The 20,823-nt window shown below is 30.0% G+C and carries 18 protein-coding genes; 12 read left to right on the top strand and 6 right to left on the bottom strand.

Annotated features, from left to right (window positions below):
• Nucleotides 1-210: 210 nt before the first annotated feature.
• The 5 genes from ACJDU8_RS22635 to ACJDU8_RS22655 all read left to right on the top strand — a co-directional run bounded on the left by ACJDU8_RS22635 (nt 211) and on the right by ACJDU8_RS22655 (nt 3,066).
• Nucleotides 211-465 carry a hypothetical protein gene (locus tag ACJDU8_RS22635; protein WP_406794450.1) on the top strand — a complete coding sequence of 85 codons (255 nt, stop codon included), beginning with the start codon at nt 211-213 and terminating at the stop codon, nt 463-465.
• A 34-nt stretch (nt 466-499) separates the two neighbouring features.
• Nucleotides 500-661: a hypothetical protein gene (locus tag ACJDU8_RS22640; protein ID WP_406794451.1), complete on the top strand. Its 162-nt coding sequence runs from the start codon at nt 500-502 to the stop codon at nt 659-661.
• A gap of 41 nt (nt 662-702) precedes the next feature.
• Complete coding sequence (locus ACJDU8_RS22645) at nt 703-996, top strand: hypothetical protein (protein ID WP_406794452.1); 294 nt, start codon at nt 703-705, stop codon at nt 994-996.
• Complete coding sequence (locus tag ACJDU8_RS22650) at nt 993-1,592, top strand: sigma-70 family RNA polymerase sigma factor (protein WP_406794453.1); 600 nt, start codon at nt 993-995, stop codon at nt 1,590-1,592. Before ACJDU8_RS22645 ends, ACJDU8_RS22650 begins: the two co-directional genes overlap by 4 nt.
• 400 nt (nt 1,593-1,992) lie before the next feature.
• Complete coding sequence (locus ACJDU8_RS22655; protein ID WP_406794454.1) at nt 1,993-3,066, top strand: 2,3-butanediol dehydrogenase; 1,074 nt, start codon at nt 1,993-1,995, stop codon at nt 3,064-3,066.
• A 1,325-nt stretch (nt 3,067-4,391) separates the two neighbouring features.
• Here ACJDU8_RS22655 and ACJDU8_RS22660 read toward each other — a convergent pair.
• The 3 genes from ACJDU8_RS22660 to ACJDU8_RS22670 all read right to left on the bottom strand — a co-directional run bounded on the left by ACJDU8_RS22660 (nt 4,392) and on the right by ACJDU8_RS22670 (nt 7,920).
• Nucleotides 4,392-4,622 carry a hypothetical protein gene (locus ACJDU8_RS22660; RefSeq protein ID WP_406794455.1) on the bottom strand — a complete coding sequence of 77 codons (231 nt, stop codon included), beginning with the start codon at nt 4,620-4,622 and terminating at the stop codon, nt 4,392-4,394.
• A gap of 630 nt (nt 4,623-5,252) precedes the next feature.
• Complete coding sequence (locus tag ACJDU8_RS22665) at nt 5,253-6,425, bottom strand: iron-containing alcohol dehydrogenase (RefSeq protein WP_406794456.1); 1,173 nt, start codon at nt 6,423-6,425, stop codon at nt 5,253-5,255.
• 382 nt (nt 6,426-6,807) lie between these two features.
• Nucleotides 6,808-7,920 carry a diguanylate cyclase gene (locus ACJDU8_RS22670; RefSeq protein ID WP_406794457.1) on the bottom strand — a complete coding sequence of 371 codons (1,113 nt, stop codon included), beginning with the start codon at nt 7,918-7,920 and terminating at the stop codon, nt 6,808-6,810.
• Between the two features lie 1,477 nt (nt 7,921-9,397).
• On the opposite strand from ACJDU8_RS22670, the gene ACJDU8_RS22675 reads away from it, so the two are divergent.
• The 3 genes from ACJDU8_RS22675 (at nt 9,398) to ACJDU8_RS22685 (ending at nt 13,359) form a co-directional block, all read left to right on the top strand.
• Nucleotides 9,398-10,504 carry a diguanylate cyclase gene (locus ACJDU8_RS22675; RefSeq protein WP_406794458.1) on the top strand — a complete coding sequence of 369 codons (1,107 nt, stop codon included), beginning with the start codon at nt 9,398-9,400 and terminating at the stop codon, nt 10,502-10,504.
• A gap of 679 nt (nt 10,505-11,183) precedes the next feature.
• Nucleotides 11,184-12,236 carry a PocR ligand-binding domain-containing protein gene (locus ACJDU8_RS22680; RefSeq protein ID WP_406794459.1) on the top strand — a complete coding sequence of 351 codons (1,053 nt, stop codon included), beginning with the start codon at nt 11,184-11,186 and terminating at the stop codon, nt 12,234-12,236.
• Nucleotides 12,237-12,930: 694 nt separating this feature from the next.
• Complete coding sequence (locus tag ACJDU8_RS22685) at nt 12,931-13,359, top strand: DNA adenine methylase (protein ID WP_406794460.1); 429 nt, start codon at nt 12,931-12,933, stop codon at nt 13,357-13,359.
• A 311-nt stretch (nt 13,360-13,670) separates the two neighbouring features.
• Here the strand turns inward: ACJDU8_RS22685 and ACJDU8_RS22690 are convergent, their stop codons facing one another.
• Together ACJDU8_RS22690 and ACJDU8_RS22695 are read right to left on the bottom strand one after the other, a co-directional pair.
• Nucleotides 13,671-16,643: a cation-translocating P-type ATPase gene (locus ACJDU8_RS22690; protein ID WP_406794461.1), complete on the bottom strand. Its 2,973-nt coding sequence runs from the start codon at nt 16,641-16,643 to the stop codon at nt 13,671-13,673.
• 591 nt (nt 16,644-17,234) lie between these two features.
• Nucleotides 17,235-17,426, bottom strand: a complete 192-nt coding sequence (locus tag ACJDU8_RS22695) for an asparagine synthase (protein ID WP_406794462.1) — start codon at nt 17,424-17,426, stop codon at nt 17,235-17,237.
• Nucleotides 17,427-17,670: 244 nt separating this feature from the next.
• Between ACJDU8_RS22695 and ACJDU8_RS22700 the strand changes: the two genes are divergently transcribed.
• The 3 genes from ACJDU8_RS22700 (at nt 17,671) to ACJDU8_RS22710 (ending at nt 18,989) form a co-directional block, all read left to right on the top strand.
• Nucleotides 17,671-18,186 (top strand): hypothetical protein, encoded by a 516-nt coding sequence (locus ACJDU8_RS22700; protein WP_406794463.1) that lies wholly within the window; start codon nt 17,671-17,673, stop codon nt 18,184-18,186.
• Nucleotides 18,187-18,297: 111 nt separating this feature from the next.
• Complete coding sequence (locus tag ACJDU8_RS22705) at nt 18,298-18,555, top strand: hypothetical protein (RefSeq protein WP_406794464.1); 258 nt, start codon at nt 18,298-18,300, stop codon at nt 18,553-18,555.
• Nucleotides 18,556-18,668: 113 nt separating this feature from the next.
• Entirely contained in the window at nt 18,669-18,989 is a 321-nt protein-coding gene (locus ACJDU8_RS22710; RefSeq protein ID WP_406794465.1) for a hypothetical protein, read from the top strand.
• A gap of 212 nt (nt 18,990-19,201) precedes the next feature.
• Here ACJDU8_RS22710 and ytaF read toward each other — a convergent pair whose 3' ends face one another.
• Nucleotides 19,202-19,816, bottom strand: a complete 615-nt coding sequence (ytaF, locus tag ACJDU8_RS22715; RefSeq protein ID WP_406794466.1) for a sporulation membrane protein YtaF — start codon at nt 19,814-19,816, stop codon at nt 19,202-19,204.
• 560 nt (nt 19,817-20,376) lie between these two features.
• Between ytaF and ACJDU8_RS22720 the strand changes: the two genes are divergently transcribed.
• Nucleotides 20,377-20,574, top strand: coding sequence for an alpha/beta-type small acid-soluble spore protein (locus ACJDU8_RS22720; protein ID WP_406794467.1), 198 nt, complete (start codon nt 20,377-20,379; stop codon nt 20,572-20,574).
• Nucleotides 20,575-20,823 lie beyond the last annotated feature (249 nt).

Genomic DNA, 20,823 nt, shown 5'->3' on the forward strand with positions numbered 1-20,823 from the left:
CCAAGAATTATTGAGGGATGTAATCAATAAATGCGAGTTTTAATAACTAAAATTGCATATTTATTCATGGTAGGGGGTATAAAAAAGTTTTAAACAATCATCAAAAGACCGCATGACCTTGTCTCTGTGAATTTTTCTCGGTTTTTGCAAAATTTAAAGTGAAAGCTTGGTAATAATATATGCAAAAGTTTAACTTGGAGGTGAACGAAAATGCCTGGAAGAAAAATCATGTTTGTTAAAGCTATTTTCCAAAATGGAAGTAGAAGTCACTTGGCAAAAGATAAAATTGACAAGGGGCAGGAACAGGAAAAAGTACTTGAAAAATTGCAGAGTAATAAAATCTGTCCTCCAACATGGCTTGAAAAAGTAGGAAAGAAAATTTTCAAAGATATTGTTAAGGAGCTACATGCAATTAACATACTTGTAAATGTAGATGTCTATGGATTGGAAAAATCCAAGAGATAGCAATAAAGGTACGCAGCAAGAGGGAGTGAGAAATATGAAAATAAGAGAAATTCTAAAAGAAAAGTACAGGGATATTAAAAAACTAAATGAGGATAAATCAGGGAGAGGTGGAAACCTCTCCTTTTCTGATATAGAGAAACTTGTGAGCCATAGGAGCTATAAGAGAATTAAGGGTGTTGTTAGTCAGATAAAATAGAACGCCAGGATTTAAAGTTATATTTCCGTAAAGCACATGAAGTGCAGGTATTAGAATCGTCGTGTATAGAACCTTCTATAACAAATAAAATTGAGTATGATAATTATTTTAAAAAATGTGCTAAGGCATCCAGACTTAAAAGAGAAATATCTAGTGTTAATGTAGCATTTAATTTACTTACTAAAGATGAAAGAAATATATTGTATTTGGCATATTGGAAACAGGTGCCTATACCCCAGATAAGGACTATGTACCATATAGGTAATACCACCATACATAGATGGATTAATAGAGCTATTAATAAAATTAATAATGTTATGGGTGATTTGGCATGACTAATGAGGAATTAGTGGAATTATATCAAAATGGGAATGAACATGCCTTAAATGAGCTTGTAGAGCTTAATAAAGGCTTAGTGTATAAACTTGCCAATAGGTTCTATACCGGAAAAACCAATTCTATAGATAAAGAGGATTTGGAGCAGGAAGGGTTTATTGGATTAATTGCTGCAGCAGATAAATATAAGTTTGATATTGAAAGACCATGTAAATTTAGTACTTATGCTGTTTACTGGATATATCAAAAAATCAATGGGTTTATAAAAACTAAAAATACCAATGAAGAAACAAGCCTTAATATTCCTGCTTCAGGTGATGAGGATATTGAGCTTATGGACTGTATAGAAGGTGTAGATTATAGTTTTGAGAACGTTGAGGAAAAAATATATAATCAGCAGTTACATAAGGAACTTGAAGAAACCATGAATAAATATAATACTTTGAGAGAAAGGGAAATATTGAAATTAAGGTATGGCTGGGATAATTGTAAATGTATGACCTGTCAGCAACTTGGGGAGATGCATAATGTTACTAAAGTTACGATTAATAATATTGAACGTACAGCCCTTGAAAAAATGAGAAAATCACCCTAGGGAGCAAGGAAGGCAAAAGAGATGTATATTCAAAAAAGAGAGGAATCAAGTCATAGTATTCATTGGGCCATAGAAACCATGAATTTTGCTGACAAATATTTATATGGCAGTGGGTAAAAATCTTGGCTGAATATTATTGCAATAAGAGGTAGGAGAGATATTTAATGTTACAGGGGTTAGAGCAAGGTAAATGGAGTATAGAGCTATGGAGAAAATAAGGCGTACTCCATGATACAATTAATTTTGGTTATAAATATTTAGTTTGATGTGAGGTTAGGCTCTTAGTGCATCTGAAATTTTTTTCATTAATATTTACCTTCTGGTCTATCATTTTACCATACGGCAGGTATATAAAGTTCTACTATTTACCATACTATAAAATAAAGAAGGAGGGATAATTATGAAGGCTGCATTATGGCATGATAGAAAAGATGTAAGAGTAGAGGAAATTGAAGAACCTAAAATAAAAGAAAATGCTGTAAAAATTAAAGTAAAGTGGTGCGGTATATGTGGGTCTGATTTACATGAATATTTGGGAGGACCTATATTTATTCCTGTTGGAACACCTCACCCTTTGAGTAAAAATACAGCACCAGTAATCTTAGGACATGAGTTTTCAGGGGAAGTAGTAGAAGTAGGTAATAAAGTTACAAAATTTAAGACAGGAGATAGAGTTGTTGTAGAGCCAATAGTTGCCTGTGGTGAATGTCCTGCTTGTCATGAAGCAAAGTATAATTTATGTGAGGCGTTGGGATTCCATGGTCTTTGTGGAAGTGGTGGCGGATTTGCGGAATACACAATATTTCCAGAAAATTTTGTGCATAAAATACCGGATACCATGGACTATGAACAAGCTGCACTTGTTGAACCTATGGCAGTTGCACTTCATTCCTTAAGGGTTGGAAGTTTTGCTACAGGAAATACCGCCTTAGTTTTAGGGGCAGGACCTATAGGACTTGCAACTATTCAGTGCTTAAAAGCATCAGGAGCAAGAATTGTAATTGTATTTCAAAGAAAATCCATAAGACAGGAATATGCAAAAAAATTTGGTGCAGATGTAGTTTTAGATCCAAGTGAAGTGGATGTAATTAAAGAAATCAAAAAGCTTACAGGTGGAGTAGGTGTAGATACAGCTTTTGAGACAACAGGGGCAAATGTAGGACTTAATACGGCAATTCATGCTTTGAAATATGAAGGCATTGTAGCAATAACCAGTATATGGGAAAAAGGTGTGGAAATTAATCCAAATGATTTGGTATTTACGGAAAAGAAAATAGTGGGAACCCTTGCATACAGACATGAATTTCCTTCTACAATAGCACTTATGAATGATGGAAGAATAAATACAGATGGATATATCACAAAGAGAATAGCACTTGAGGATATTGTAAAAGAGGGCTTTGAAACACTTACAGGACCCGAAAAGAAAAAGCAAGTAAAGATACTTGTAACTCCAGATGAGTCATTGTTATAATAATGTTCTTGATTATAAATGGACTTTTAAGCTAGAAGCTTTAGTATATTTTGTTGAAAGATGAATTTAGCATTGTATAATATACTAAGTTCGTCTGCTGTTTTGATAATTTATTTTTATAAATTAAAACACTTACATAAAAATTTATTTAAGGATAGATTCTAAATATAAAGAATCCTATGAAGTTGCTTTATTATTACTAAAGTAAATAAAGAAATTTCATGGGATTTCTCATACTATAGAACTATTATGGTAACTTACTATATTATTATAACTAATAATTGTATATATGGAGTTAAATAATGATGTGAATTTTGTGTTATTTACAAAGCTGCTTTTGTTCTATGCAATAATCACTTATTTGAATCTAAAATAAAAGGGGAGTGGCCGCACTGATATAAATAACATCTTAGAACCTATGGAAAAAGCTATATTTTATTTGTTTTAAAAGTTAATTATTTTGTTTTGATTTTTAAAATATATGATATAATATATTTAAAATAATTTGTTATTGTTTTGTGTTAACAATATTCTCAGTTTAAAAATGCACTATTCCCTAGAGGTGCATTTTTAATTTTTTCTTCAGTATTTATAGTTATTTCACATTAACTTGCAGGTATAATTCATTTATAAGCAATATCACCATATATATCCATTAAAAACACTCTACTTACTTAGCTTAATCTATATTTACTATATATTATTTATATATAATTATAGATATAAGAGTAAGGTAAATCATATCTAATATAACTTACCTTACTCTTATTGCTTATATACTATTAACTAACCACTCTCTAATTCTTATTATTTATCATGCCTTTCAATCATAAAACCTATCACTGTGACAGCAACACCGATTAAAACAATCTCCCACATAATATCCTCCTATACTTGAGAAAATTTAATAACATTTATTGTGAATACAAGCTATTTCAATAGTTTTCTCTAAATACAATATATGTATTTAAGAACGTTCAAGTATAAAATCCTCCTTATATTTTGCTGTCAAAAATAATTCAAATTTCATAACATATTCTAAAGAGTTAATAGAATAAATTTTACTCTGGAACCGTTGAAATGCTTAGATTTTAAAATACGATCACATGGCTACAATAAATAATAATTATTTTTGATTTGAGGTTTATTTTTTATACCAAAAAACTAAAATGGGGTTATTTAAAAAAATTGAAAGGAATAATGTTACTTAATAGTATGACCAAAATTTTTAAGTTGCATATAATATATAAAAAGTAAACAATTAAAGTGCAGGATGCATAGTGATAAACTTTTATATCAAAAAACTCTGGTCAATTCCAGAGCTTTTATTTTAACATATCCATCATATCTGGCATTTTCTGGTTCATGCATGATTTCTTCTCAGCATATGGTGTTGTACTTCCCTTATGAACTTTGTTCTCTTCAAATTCTTCTTTTCCCTTAAATAAACATTTGAGTTTCATGCGCATTACAGACGGATATATATTTCTATTAACCATCATATAATAGCAGCGCATTGGTGGTATTTCTAATGGTGGATACATGTATTTATACATAAAACCTCCAGCAAAATTTTTCTCACAATAGTATACTATTCAAAAAACTGTTGTTCGGGATGTTTATATTTGAATTTCCCGCAATATATATCTGAAGCTTAAAAGTAAATCTATTCATTTTAAGGTGATGGGAATTTTTCTGATAGGTGGTATTTTTATTTTTTGTGAGATTAGTTAGAATGATGGGCAGGAATATAAAATTTTTTGTATGAAATTGTAAATTAGGAGATGAATTATTTCATTAAAGTTAAGTAAAAGCTTTAACTTAAAACTAAGTTGGAATTATAATTTCACATAAAAAAGCTGCCCCATGGACAGCTAAAAAGAATTTATAAGAGACGATTGTATTTATAGTATATCCAAAATTCATAAATTACATACAATAGGCGAAAATAAATTTTAATTGAAGCATAGATATCTCTCAAATACTAGATAAAAGCCTATATATTAAAAGCACTGGTTAATTCCAGGGCTTTTATGAATTAAGGTAAAACATAATCGAGTGAGATATTAAGTATTTTCATGAGTGTTAATAATTGTAGCCTATTTACCATAGATATATATTTATTCGAACTTTTGCAGTTTATAGAGAGGGAATCAGTTTTATACATGGATTTAATACGAGCGTATTTACATAGCAGCTTTGAAAATATCCATTATATCTACAAAAGTTCCTCTTCTTGGATTTGTAGTAGAACAGATATCTTTTTCAGCATTTTTTGAAAGTAATTCTAAATCATCTTTATCCACTCCAATGGAATTTAGATGAATTGGAAGATCAATATCTTTACAGAGATTTTGAATACTGTACTTAATTTTATCAATAGCATCTTTTTTATCTGTTGTTTTTATTCCTATAGCTTCACTGATTTTAAGAATTTTTTCCTCTGGTATTGATACCGAGTTAAACTCCAACACATGGGGAAGTAGAATTGCATTACAAGCTCCATGCATTTCCTCATAAAGTGAACCCATTTGGTGGGACATGGAATGAACATATCCTAGCCCCGCATTGTTAAGAACCATTCCACCAATAACACCAGCAAACATCATCTTTTCTCTAGCTTCCATATCATTGCCATTTTTATATGCTCTTTTTAGATATCTAAAAACTAACTTTAAAGCATTAATTGCCAAAGCATCTGTAATAGGTGAAGCCTCTGTGGAAGTAAAGCCCTCTATTAAATGGGTTAAAGCATCAATGCCAGAATTAGCAGTTATCTTTGGAGACATGGTTGTCATAAATCTAGGATCATTTACGGATATTATAGGCATCATTTTAGGATCTGTAATAACCATCTTTACTCTTCTACTATCATCTCTTACAATTGTGGTGTTAGTTACTTCGGAGCCTGATCCAGAAGTAGTATTTATTGATATGACTGGTAAACTAGGTTTTGTCATTTTTTTATATCCTTCATAATCTGCGATAGATCCTCCGTTGGTTGCTACAACGGCTATACCTTTTGCACAATCATGATTAGTACCGCCTCCAATGGATATGATAAAATGATAATTCCTTTTTAATATGTTTAATCCCTTTTTAAAGTATGTAAGAGCATCTTCTACAAATGAAATTGTACAATCAGGATGTAAGATACCGTCAAATATATCATAAGAAATGAATAAGTCTTTTAATATTTTTTCAACTACTTCAACGTGACCAAAATTTATTATATTTTTGTCTGTAACAATTAAAGCTTTACTTAATTTATAAGGCATTAACTCTAATGATAAATCTTTAAGAGCACCTACGCCAATGAGATTTATTGCAGGTGAACGAAAATCATGAGTGTTCTCCAATCTAATCCCTCCAAATCACAGAAATATACTAGTGTTATTATTTCTGTTTAGTAAACTGATTATGTATAAAATATGGATCATACGGATAAAAACAAACTGTATATAATATAGTCATGTTAATTTGATTGTCCTTCCATTTCCATTTAATAGTTACTTTAAATAATGCATTTGTAATACTCATTGGGGAAATTGAGATTAACCCGTACTGACAGATACCTCGCCTGCACTTATAGAGATTTTAGATTACCTATAAAGAAAAATATAAAAACTCCAGTGTAGTTTTAATCTGGAGTTCTGTTTATATTATTAAAAATTTCTATATAACATATATATAAAATGGCCTTAATAATTTAATGATGAGAAAATTTACATTAAAGTTTTTCTATATTTCTACATTAAGATTTCCTTTGTGTAGAACTACTTTATTTTTACCTGTATTTTTAGCTTCGTATAGTGCAAAATCTGCAGTATTAAGTAGATTATCTATATTGTCAGTTGTAGTAGGATAAGTTGAAACCCCTACTGAAATTGTTAGATGAATAGTAGTTTTATTGGGAATATGAAATGGATAAGATTCGACGTTTTGTCTTATTCTTTCAGCAACCTGCATTGCATCTGTAGATGGACAATTTAGTAATAGTACAGAAAATTCTTCCCCACCATTACGGGATATAATATCAGAAACTCTACAAGTGTTGTTCAAAATATTAGCCAATTTTTTTAATATAATATCACCTGAACCATGGCCATATTTATCATTTATTTCTTTAAAATAATCAATATCTAAGAATATTAGTGATACATATTGAATCTCTGCCTTTTTCTGCATTAAATCACTAATACGACTTAAGTTTTTATTAAATTGCCTTACATTATTTAGATCAGTTAAAAAATCTATTGTTGCTTCCATTTTAAACTGTTCATAAATTTTGAAGGTTTCTCTTAGATATTCTGTAAATTCATATATAAAGCATGTTAAAAGTAAGTTATTAATCCAGTAAATTACTAAAAATTGAACTAGTAGTTTTAAATCTTTAATAAAAATTATATTTCCGATAGAGGTTATTAAAAGTGAATATAAAATGGAATAACCCCACTTATTTTTTCTTGTTGTTCTTATGTTTAAAATGAGAATAATTCCAATTATTAAGAATAAATCAGTTAACCCGTAAACTATAGAAACCATGGGAACCCTGAATATCAAGTAACCTAAAACATTGGTTATGATGGTAGTTACAATTGCAGATAAAGCTCCTCCGTAGAAAGATGATAAAATGATGGGTAATACATGGAAATTAACTGATAAACCGGGTATTACATATACGGGAAACAACATCAATAATATTTCTAATAATCCACCGACCATCCCGATAAAGAGTTTTTGTTGTATAGTTACTGATAACTCTGTAACTAATAGTTTGCCTTTAAAAAAAATACAAAGAATACTTATAGTAGTTATTAAAACACATGAATTAATAAAAAATTCAATAATCATAACATACACCTTTCTACCTAAAATAATTTTATTAATATAAAGCTCATATGATATTCGTATGGTATTATATGAGCTTTATATCTGTTTTAAGAAAAAACATTTTTTTGTCTAAATATGTCGATGAATAATGAACTTCTTGTTTCACAGCTTTAACTAATTATATTGCAGGAACAATAATATAATAATAGCTTGTTGAATAATTAAATTGAATTCATCTATTAGGTATACAGGAGAACCTATTTAATATGACGTTCATAGAGCAGATCTAAAACTTGGTTATCATAGACATTTGCAGTAGCTAAGCAAAATCACAATGGTAGTATAGTATCTGTTACAGATACAGCACAGTGTAGTTCATATACTTTATTAGGTTATTGAATAACTACTTTTTCCAAACATGCAAATACTGACTCTAAGCCTAAAAAGATATTTTGACGTGATTTAAATTATTTGTAAATCGTTGATATTTAGCTACTTTTTATGCGCCAAAACTTGGTTATTCAGCAACCTATATTTATTAAAATTATATAAGCACAAGTTTTTGTGATATTACAAAACAATGTTAAATATATCCATTCATTTTTTATGGTAATGCCTTTAATGCAATAAAAGGACATACAATCTTTGTTTAATCAAAGAATAACTTGTTATCCTAAAATAAAATATACGTAAACTACCAATGATTAAATCGGAAATTTTAACAGAAACTGAGAAAATCGAGCACACTATAAGTAAGAAAACAACAGAGTGTTTTGAGAACTTCATAGAATTTAATAAAAATAATCCTGAGATAGGAAACAAATTTAAAAATTATATCAAAGTAAAAAGCGCATACTAATTGATTACCATATACTTCACAAATGAACCCAGCTAACGAGGAATCCTATAATCCTCCTAGTGGTTACCTGCGAATTGAGGAGTAGTTAGAAAAATTAAAGTCCCTCATACCATACGAAACGATATGAGGGATAAGTGTTTTTTTAGGGTATTGATTTAATATAATATATTCTTTTAACCGACGCAAAATTCCTTTAGATAAAATTCCAATACAATCAAATTACCTTGAAACCTTAAAACGAAAGTTTAAGAGCTATAGAGGTATCACTTAAATGTTTTCGTAAGTTTAGACATGTGTATCTCAAAGGAGAAAAATCATCTTAAAATGACTCTATGTAAGTTTCAACTTTAGAAGAATATTATATAAAAGTATACTTTTAGGGTCAAAACAGAAGATAGATTTTACCTATCTTAAAATGTTTACTTATTAAGTTTTGCAACTTGATTATTTATACCATCAACATAATCCACATCTCAAAAGTATAAACTCGTATATTTTTATACAGACAAGCCTTAATTGTTAAAATAAATTCACTTTATTTGTAGTGGTAATAGTTATATAATTAAAAAGTTATATATTTTTTTAAATTATATAATACTTTATTCTATAATATAAAAATATACTAAGGTGGATAAATATATGATAAGTGATTTATTTATAAATGTGTTGTTATTTATATCGGTTACTTTTATTTTTGGTCACATTTTGAAGGACATATCTACCGATGCGGTTGATACTATATATGCTAAAATATTATTAGGTATAAGTGGTGGATTTTTCGGTATTCTACAAATGATATATACACTTAAAATTGATGGAACTACTACAATACTAGATTTACGAAATTTTGCATTGATTATAGTTTCTCATGTGGGGGGAATTATACCTACTATAGTTTCAGCGATTATTATAGGATTGTATCGTACATTATACTTCGGTGTAACTAAATCTTCCCTTATGGTAGTGTTTCAAATGATATTATATTCAATATGTTTCCATATAATTGACAAAAAGATTAAATCAGATTGGAAAAAATGGTTTTTCAAGACTCTATCAATGTTAACCATATTATTATTTATTTTAATCTATCTTTTAAAGAATGTAGAAAATTATCAAGTAATCCTTTTTAAATATTTTATAGTTAATATATTAGTTAGTGTATTAGAATATACTCTGCTAGGCTATGCTAAAACTTCAAATAAATTGTATAGAATGTATAAAAAAGATTCTACAAAAGATTTCCTTACTGGGTTAAATAATGTAAGACAATTTGATAGCATATTTAATTACATTGTCAAAAATACAAAGGAACAAGGTAAAAAACTATCTATATTAATGATTGATATTGATTTTTTTAAAAAAATAAATGATACATATGGACATGCAGAAGGTGATGTTGTTTTGCGTGAATTAGGAAAGATTTTGCTTAACAACTGTAGGAGATCGGATATAGTATCTCGAAACGGAGGAGAAGAATTTACTATATTACTATTAGACTGTTCCCCAATTCAAGCAATGCAAACGGCTGAACGTGTTCGCTCTGACGTTGAAAAACACCCATTTGTATTGTCTAATGGAACTCAAATAAACATTACTGTATCAATAGGAGTTGCCAGTTATCCAGAAGATACAAATGAAGTAGAAAAACTCTTAGATTTAGCAGATACAGCATTATACACTGCTAAACGTACAGGAAGGAATAAGGTGCGTTCATCTAGTGTACGATTCAATGTTTTACATTCTTGACCATTGCAGTTCTTGAAGGTATACTAATATCGTGATACCAATTAGTGGTTCCTTCGGGAACTGCTTTTCTATTTTTTTGTGTCAAAATTTCTTTTAATATATTCTAAAGTTCGCATACTATCTCTTCTCCTTTCACTAAAGATAGTTACTTGCTGCTAAGCAAGTTTTAACACTTCACTAGTTGGGGTAGAGAGCCCCGTGATACCAGGAGAAAAGTAGAATAGTAGTGAGGACTTTAATATGTCTTTGATATTGATATTTTTTTTGAAATATATTATATTTATTACGATGCGTGTCGTTTTATAATGTATTATGTTGAAATTTATCCCTTATATTATTTTCCATGTTGTGGTATAAGGGAGTTTTGTTTATTCATTTAACTTTTCTGGATTATATTCCATATTACCCAGCGGCATATCTTCTGAATTTCCAAGATTATATTTTCTTTATTTTGGTGTGGAATTATCTATATATTTCCACTAAAAAATGTATGCTACCTATGATATGATAACGATATGATTTTTAAAAAGGGGTGGTTAAGTTTGTAGATGTGATAAAAATTAACTTTTATATTATAGTAATCTTTTTAAAATAAAGGTCTTAATACGTATAATTATATGAAATATAGCATAGGGCAGGTATTTTTATTATATTTTTAAATTTATAGGAGGAAAAAATTATGTCAAAAGTAACTAAAGATAATCGTATTGATTCTAATGTAAGTTTACTTAAAATAGAGGATGTTATTGATATTAGTTTGTTGCAAAAGTTTCAAGATAACTTTGCAAAAAGTATGGATATTGCCAGTGTAACTGTTGATATTAACGGAGATCCCGTAACTAAGCCAAGCTTTTATACAAGCTTTTGTATGAATTTCACACAGTCTACTGATATTGGTACTAAACGTTGCGCTGAATCGCATAAAAGAGGTGGAATAGAAGCAGTAAAAACAGGAAAGCCTTATATTTACACTTGTCATGCAGGGCTAATAGATTTTGCTGTACCTATATTAGTAGAAGGTAGGCATATTGGAACGATTCTAGGAGGTCAAGTTTTAACTTCCAGTCCTAAAGAATCAATATATAAGAAAACTGCAAAAGAACTAGGTGTAGATGAAGCAGGATATTTAAATGCTGTAAGTAAAATAAAAATTACTAATGAAGAAAATATAAGAGCCGCCGCAGAAGTATTATATATTATTGCAAATACACTCTCAAGAGTGGGATATGAAGAATTAAGACTTAAGGAAACATCGGGTATACTTTCTGATAACTTAAATCAAGTTTCTGCAGTCATGGAGGAATTATCAGCGTCCTCAATCAGTGTTTCAGAAAATCAACAGAGCTTAAACACTGAGATTATTAATGTTAAAGATATAGCAGTAGAAATTAATTCAATATTGGATGCAATAAAAAGTATAGCTGATGAAACGAAAATGCTTGGATTAAACGCAGCTATAGAAGCAGCAAGAGCTGGTGAGGCAGGGAGGGGTTTTGGTGTAGTTGCTTCAGAAATAAGAAAATTGTCTCAAAACTCAAAAGATACAGCTATAAAGATATTAGAACTTACTAAAAAAATTCAGGATTCTGTAGATAAGACAGTAGAATCATCAAAATCTACTTTGCAGACTACAGAACAACAGACAGCTGCCATTCAAGAAACTACTGCAAATTTGCAACAAATTACAATAATTTCAGAAGAATTAAATAAATTAGCAAGTTCTCGCATGTAGGGTTATGTTACCATAGTTGGGGTAAATTATGAGGGAGAGATTATAGCGAAAGAGGTAATCGGAAATACAAGTAAAGGTGGTAATTGTGAAGGTTGTATATTTAGTGACATTTGCAGTAAAGAAGAATATTATGTACGTTAACAAGAACAAAATCTAATAATTTTGTCTATAGTCTGAGACTAAGAGTGTATTTACAAAATACTCTTAGTCTATAATTATTGAATTTCTACTTAATTGTATTTATAAAGATTCTACTTTGAGATTTGTAAGATACTAAGGAAAGAGATTGGTCTTAGGCATAACGAGAATAAATAGATTGCTCAGAATGCAGTTGAAGCTGTGGGGTAGTTAGGAGAGGAATTCGACTAGAAAGGTGCAGTTACATTCCCAGGGTACTAGAGCTTATAAAAGGGAAGACAGGACTTTCAGATGATGACATTTATAACATAATAAAGGATACTGTATTGGAAGTGAATAAGATTTCTGCTCAGGAATAATTTATTAATGGTCTTAACGGTCACTATAATTTTTTATTTATTATAGGAACATACGTTCTGAGGGCGAAAAGGTGATGTACAGTGTTAAATCCACCTATTATAGGGCTATAGGTTAACTTTTGACTTAGAAACCCTATAGAATGGGAGGAAAGTCAAAATTAAAGATATAATAAATATGATACCACAGCATACCTGCTATGTTGAGTTATTCTTCGGTGCAGGGATGGGTTTATTTTGGTAAAGAGCCAAGCAAGGTTGAAGTAGTAAATGACATAGATAAAGAGCTAATAAATTTATTTAGAATGATAAAATACCATGCGCCTGAAATAGAAAGACAGCTGCAATATGAATTTTCAGGAAGAGATATATTTGAAGAATATAAAAATTATACTGTAGGATATTTGACCGAAATACACAGAGCTGTAAGGTTTTTATATTTACTATCACAGAGCTTTGCAAGTAGAGGTAATCATTATGGATATGGTACAAATACCAGGCCATCACCTCAGATATTTTACAAAGATGTTTTGATAGAGTTAAAGGAAAGGCTTAGAAATACTTATGTAGAAGATCTAAGTTTTCAGACAGTCATTGAAAAGTATGATAGGGACTATACTTTTTTCTAACCATAAATAACCATGAAGAGGTTAGAAAATGGTATAAAGATTTTAATATAAATGAGGTGGAAGTTCTTTATACAGTTAGTAAGGATAAAGTTGGGAGAAGGAAGTTTAAAGAGTTGATTATAACTAATTATTAGAGTAAAAACAATTACAGTCTCTATAGTTTGAGTTTGTTGATGTGCTTTCCTAGATAGATTGTTATAAAAATAATGCTGCTGCTCAGATATTCTCAAAAAAATATTTGAGCAGCAACATTTGTTTTTTAACTCTTTTAGCTAACAATTAATTTAGTTAATATAAAGCAGTATATGATTTTATATCCTGCTAAGCATAGTTACTCCAGCTACAGTCCCCCAATCCATTAGAGTAAGAGCTTGGGTTCCAAAGTATGGGTTTAAAAATGGCAGGTATATAGTACCTAGCAGCATAGCTATGGAAGAGGCAGCCGCAATGCTAGTATACCTATTAGGCAGCGTTGATTTGTTTCTTCTGCAGTCATAAACATTAGCAAGCTGGGAACATACTAAACTGGAAAAAGCTAAAGTTCTTGCCTTATTTAATCCTGCACCTAAAAGCATTGAGCCTTCAAATATTGCAAAGGTGGTTAAACCTATCCCAATACCCCTTCTAACAATTTGTGATCCTAGTTTTCTATCAATTAATGGTTCATATCTCTTTACAGGTGGATTATCCATAACTTCTTCACTTGAAGGTTCTGTTGCCAGTGTAGAACCTAGAATACTTTCTGAAATTACATTTATCCATAATATTTGTAGGGATATAAGAGGCAAAATTCCTCCTATAGTGGAAGCTAATGCAATGGCTATTACTTCACCTATGCTGCCTGCCAATAAATATCTCATTGAATTTTTTATATTATTATTTACAGTTCTTCCTTCTTCAATAGCTTTTACTATAGTGCAAAAATCATCATCCACAAGAGTTATAGATGCAACGTCTTTTGCCACGTCACTTCCATTGCTCCCCATAGCTATACCTACATTGGCTTCTTTTATGGCTGGTGCATCATTTACTCCGTCACCGGCCATGGCAACTATATATCCAAATCGCTTAAAAGCCTTTACAATTCTATGTTTTTGTTCTGGTGATGTTCTGGCAAAAATTTGTATTTTTTGAATTTTAGAATCTAGTTCTTCGTCAGTCATGCCCTCCAGTTCATTTCCCGATATAGCCAATCCGTCAGTTAATAGACCCAGTTCTCTCCCTATAGCAGCTGCAGTATTTTTGTGATCCCCTGTAATCATTACAACTTTTATTCCTGCATTATGGCATTTTTGTATGCACTTTTCAACACCTTCCCTTGGAGGATCTTCCATTCCTACCAGCCCCAGAAAAACAAAATTATTATCAATATCTTCAGAGTACTTATTATCTACTTTTTTGTATGCAAAAGCTAGAACTCTAAGGGCATTTTCACACATTTCATCACATACAGATAATAGCTTTTCTTTATCCGTTGATGTTAACAGTCTCTCAACTCCGTCATCATATATTGTTTTACACTTTTCTATGACACAATCTAGGGAGCCTTTACAATATGCTGTTTTTCCATCCGGGCTTTCTACCATTACTGTCATAAACCGCCTGGAACTATCAAAAGGAATTTCTCTTAGACGTTTATTTGATTCTTTTATTACATGTTCATCCAAGTCCAGCTTATGTGCAGCAGTTATTAGAGACCCTTCTGTTGGATCTCCTTCTATGGTCCATTTATTTTCTTTATTTACTAAAGAAGCATTATTACAAACTACTCCTGCAGTCAACAATTTTTCTAAACTGGCCTTTTTTGTTGGTGAACCTTCAATAAGGTTGATTTCTCCTTTTGGATTATACCCTGAACCAGTTACGTCATACAAGCATTCATCTGCATAAATTCTCTTTACTGTCATTTCATTCATGGTAAGTGTTCCTGTCTTGTCGCAGCAAATTACATTAGTAGAGCCTAGAGTTTCTATTGAATTTAGCTTTCTTACAATTGCATTGTGCTTGCTCATTCTCTGTACTCCAAGAGCCATTGAAACAGTTACAATAGCTGGAAGACTTTCTGGCAGAGCTCCAATAGAGAAACTTACCGTGGCGGTTAATACTTGAGCTAAGCTTCTACCTGCAAGTAAAGATCCAAAACCTATGACAGCGCAGGAAATTAAACATATTTTAGTTAATTTCGCAGTGAAGTTTTGTATTTTTAATTGAAGGGGAGTAGCTTCTGATTTTATGTTTTGAAGCATTGCTTGAATTTTACCAATTTCAGTATTCATTCCTGTAGCTATAACAACTGCTTTCCCTCTCCCGCATATTACATCAGTACCCATGAATAACATATTGTGTCTGTTTCCCAGCTCCGTATATTTATTACAGATGTCTATGGACTTAACTACAGAGGTGGATTCGCCAGTTAGGGAAGCTTCTGTAGTTTTTAAGTCATTACATTCAATTATTCTGGCGTCAGCAGGAATTTTGTCTCCTGCTTCCAGTAAAATAATATCACCAGATACTAAATGTTTAGCATTTATATAAATTTCTTCACCATTTCTGAGCACCTTAGCTTTATGTACAATCATATCTTTCAAAGAATATAAAGATTTTTCAGCTTTATATTGCTGGGCTGTTCCAATTAGGGTCTCTATAAGTACTATACCAAGTATAGCTATAGCATCAGGTATTTGACCTAAAAAAAACGAAATGGCACTAACCCCCAAAAGTAACTTTGCTGAGAAGTCATTTAAACTTTTTATAAACTTAGATATCAGAGAACTTTTCTTTTTCTCTGATAAAACATTTAGTCCTAGTTCCTTAATCTTTTCCTTTGCAGCTTTATTGGTTAAACCGGATTGAAAATTGGTTTTAAGAATATTTTCTATCTGATTTTTATCTACAGCATGCCACATTGTTGAATTGTCAGTTGATGAATTTTTACCAGGAAGGGGGGCTCTGATATCTTCAAAGGCAATAGACTCTGACATTTCTCCATCAATTCTGTTAATTTGAATTACATTGGCATTGTGCTTTATATTTGACTTTCTTATATAAATGGTAATTTGTTTTTCTATATAGCTTTCCGATACTATGTTTTCATCAAATATTATAAGTACTTTGCCTGTTATAGGATTAGCTTTTGCCTCAGCTACTCCTTGAATAGACATAATGAAATTAGTTATGTTTTTTGACATGTTCTCATTTCTGTATACGGATTTGACAGGTATCCTTATCCTTTTATACAAAATTTGGTCATTTGATTTTTTAATATTTGATCTATTGTTAGGCATATAAAACACTCTTGCATCACCTTTCTTTGAAGTTTATAAAGTACTGTATTGTTATAGCAGCAATCTAAATAGTCTTCCCTAAAATTCTGCCAACTATTCCTTAATATATTTAAAATTTATTTAACATGAATGTTACACTGCCTTTACTTCATTAGCATAAGATAAAAATCTGTATGATTATAGTTCCTTTAGTAAATTGGATTATTTATTTTTATGTAAAATGATTAAAATAAAAGGAGATAATTATGATAGATTCATGTACTCATTTTAAATACTATTTTGACAGGATATGTCCTGATACAATAATAAATAACCTATTAAAAAAAAATAATTTCTGGTGAAAAAATATTAGGTAACAATAATCTGGAAAATCAAATAAAGAGACATGGGAAATTGATTTATAGGCAAATAGAGGGATTTTTGATTAATATAAAGACTAACTTGAGAAATGGGTTAATTAAAGAGCTTATTACACTTATAAACAGCATTGAAAAGTTAGTTTCAATTGCATTAATTTAATTATAAAAAGCCTCTGGTAATAACCAAAGACTTTCTATTTATTAGGTATTATTAAAAAAATCAATATTATATTTATTGCATTGTTCTTTTTCTATTATTTTTAGTCCTACTCATCTCCATTCCTCCAAGAACTATATGCGCTAAACCAAAGCCAATTGCTCCAGCAGCAACTAATGGTGCTATTTCCATAGCTGTTAAAGCAGCTCCAGTGGCTGTAACTGCCGTTCCTAGAAAAGTTGGTATTGCTCCTCTACGAACTTTCATATTAAATTCCTCCCCACTAATTATTCTAAATACTATACTATGTATAATGCCATTTATTATATTAATCTATGCCTGTAAAATGTTTAGGATAATTCATATATTTCCAATTATATAAAGTTATGAATTCTTGAGAGTATATGCTATGGGTAAAATTACCTTGTTCATGTATTTTAAAAAAAAATCTGTACATAATAAAATTTGTACATAACAAAATATGATTATAATTTAGGGAGGTTATAGACAAATGGATAACAATGGAGCACATACACCAGAAACAAAAAATGTAGGTAGTACTAATAGTTCAACAGAAAAGGTTGAAGAACTGCAGAAGAAAATGCAGCAGGAGCTCACTGATTTACAGCAAAAATATAGTAAAATAAGCGAGAAAGTAAAAGAGTTACAAAATGATAAGCTAGATGTAAAAAATAGTATTAAAGCTATGAATGATAATTTCGGACATATCAGTAAGAATGTTGAAAATGTATTATCTAAGCTTGATAATATTAATATAAAAGATAAAGATTCAAATGATGATCAGATTATAGATGATAGGATTGACATTTCCATGAAAAAAATAATATTTAATCCTTTAAGAAAGTTGACAGTAGGAGTAATATCTTCAATTCTTGCAGTAACGGATAAAGTAACTAAAGTAACCTGTGGAACTAGAGAAAAATTAGAAGATATGGTAGCAGAAGTACAATATGAACGTAGGAAAAAACACATGGCTAACATGAATGAACCTGAAAGTGTAAAATGATTAATGTTTTAAGTTTTAATTTGACGTACACAAAGCATAGTTATATTTATATGGTGTTTTTGTAGGCAAAATAATTAATGAACTAAAATATTGTTAATAAGGGGTTACTATATGAAAGTTAATGACAATAACTCACCTAATGTAGCATTAATTAATAGTGATTTGGATAAAGTAAAAGAAATATTACAAGATTTGTTGGTCTTTAGTTTAGAAGAAATTAAAAATAATCCATCATCGGAAGAGAGGATATTAACTTTATGGTGTAATTATATAAAAAGCTTTAATGACTTCTTTTTCCAAGAATTTGAGAGAACAAATAATAAAAAATTATATAAACGTGCAGTGAGGTTGCTGATATCTAAGCGTTAGTGGACATGAGTCTTAAAAGTGTTTATTCATAAGATAAAGCCAAGTCCAATAAAAATCTTACTTAATATGGAAGATCAAGCAAACTGTAATAATTGTCCATGGAGGATATTATTATGTTAAACAAAAAATTTTTATATGGATTTACAGCTGGTTTATTTAGCTATAAATTTTATTCCGGCATAAAAAATAATATAAGGCCTATGAGCACAAAAATAATAAGAAGTACTCTGGCAATTAGGGAAGGTGCAAGAGGTTTTATTGATGAAATAAAAACGAAAGCACAAAAGCAAGATAATATGTGTAATATAGTTTCTAAAGTAGATAAACAGAAAAACTCAAGAACTTTAGAAGAAGAACAAAGATGCACATTAGATAAAATGTCTGAGTTAAAAAAACAATTAGAAAATTTATCTGAAAAAGTTGACAATTTTTAGTTTTAAAGAATAGAATAAATCTTAAAGTTAAAGGCGTCAATATCATTTTTATACATTTTAATTTTTGTAAATACCTACTTTTCGCTTCCGGCTAGGAGTCCTTTGTAGAGTCTGTATCGCTAAGATCGAGAGGAATGAAATAGGCAAATTGTAAGGGCTTCGAATAAGCCAGTTTTCATTTTTGAAATCGAAAAATAGGTAAATACAAAATGTCAGTTAAGAAATTCAATAATACCAAGGATTACTAGCAGTATTCCTGAAATCAATGATGCATATTTACCCAAAAGTTTACCCAGTATATGATCACCTGTAGCTTGACCGAACATAATTGTAATAATGCTTAGTATAAATGTAGCAATTACAGTGAAATAAATACTAACTCCTGTTACGCTTGCAGCTATTCCAGTACCTAAGTTATTAAAGGTTAATCCAAATGCTACAAATAAAGCTTCTCTCATATTTATATCACCAGAGCAGTCTAAATCTGATTTTTCAGCATATTCAATCATATCATCTATGTTTTTTAATGCAAGCTCTTTTGATTTTGTATTGTTTTTAAGTTTTATTATGCTTTGAATTACAAAATATGCTCCCAAAATGATAATAGCTGCAACACCTAGAGCATTAGTTATAGAATGGGGTAAAAAATTTGATATTAATGTGCCAAATGACATAGATAAAAATGTTCCTGCAGATGTTACAATTGCTATTATGAGATTTGAAAATATTCCTATTTTTATATTCTTTATTCCGTAAGCAATTCCTACAACTACATTATCTAAATTAGAAGACAAGCTAAATAATAATACAGATAAAATTAATTTCATATATGTCATTCCTTTTTATTATTTACATTCTAATATATGAGCTATAAATGTTTATATTGATAATAGTTTATAAAAAATTTTAAAAAGTTAGATGAATAGTATTTTATGAAATTATATTCTATATACTCCACAATTGAAATATATAAGGAAGATATAAAACCTCCAATTTAGTTTTAAGATAGGGTTTTAAACAAAAAAGCTGACCCAAGGTCAGCTCAAAAATTTTGAAAGGATTAATATTACTTAATAGTATAACCAAAGTTTTCAGGTTGTATACAATATATATAGAAAATAAAACAATTAAAGTGTAGGATGTATAGTGATAAAGTTTTATATTAAAAAGGCTCTGGTAACCCCAGAGCTTTTATTATGAGTCATATTAAAACCATAGTCAGTAAGATATTAGAAGGATTTTAGTTATGCATTAATATTATATCCAATTGAATTTATTTTTATAAGTATTTTCTAAATATTCATCCAATTACCTGGAGTATTTTTTATAGAAATGTACAAACTTTAAGTATAGGCAGCAAAAATCACTATATAAAGGAGTGTTGATTATGGCACGTAGCAGTAATAATTTGGTAGTACCTCAAGCTAGAGAAGCTTTAAATCAGTTTAAAATGGAATCAGCTCAGGAAGTTGGAGTAAATTTAAAGAATGGCTATAATGGAGATTTAACTGCCAGAGAAGCTGGCTCTATAGGTGGAAATATGGTTAAGAAAATGATTGAATCCTATGAACAGGGCTTAAAATAAAGTATAATAAGACCTAGTAGGAAATTCTACTAGGTCTTTAATTTTGATGTTTAATAAATTATACCTTCAAGTAAAAAAGAAATTGAAGTAACTACTTCAAATTTTTATTTGAACCCTGCCATCCACCTTGATTGGGATTTTCATTAGGCTGAGTACCATGGGATGGCATTACACCATGAGACGGATTTTCATGAGTTGGCATTTTACCCTGGTTAGGGCTTACGCGAATAGGAGTAATACGTAATATAG

Source organism: Candidatus Clostridium eludens (assembly GCF_045310515.1).
GTDB lineage: Bacteria > Bacillota > Clostridia > Clostridiales > Clostridiaceae > Clostridium_B > Clostridium_B eludens.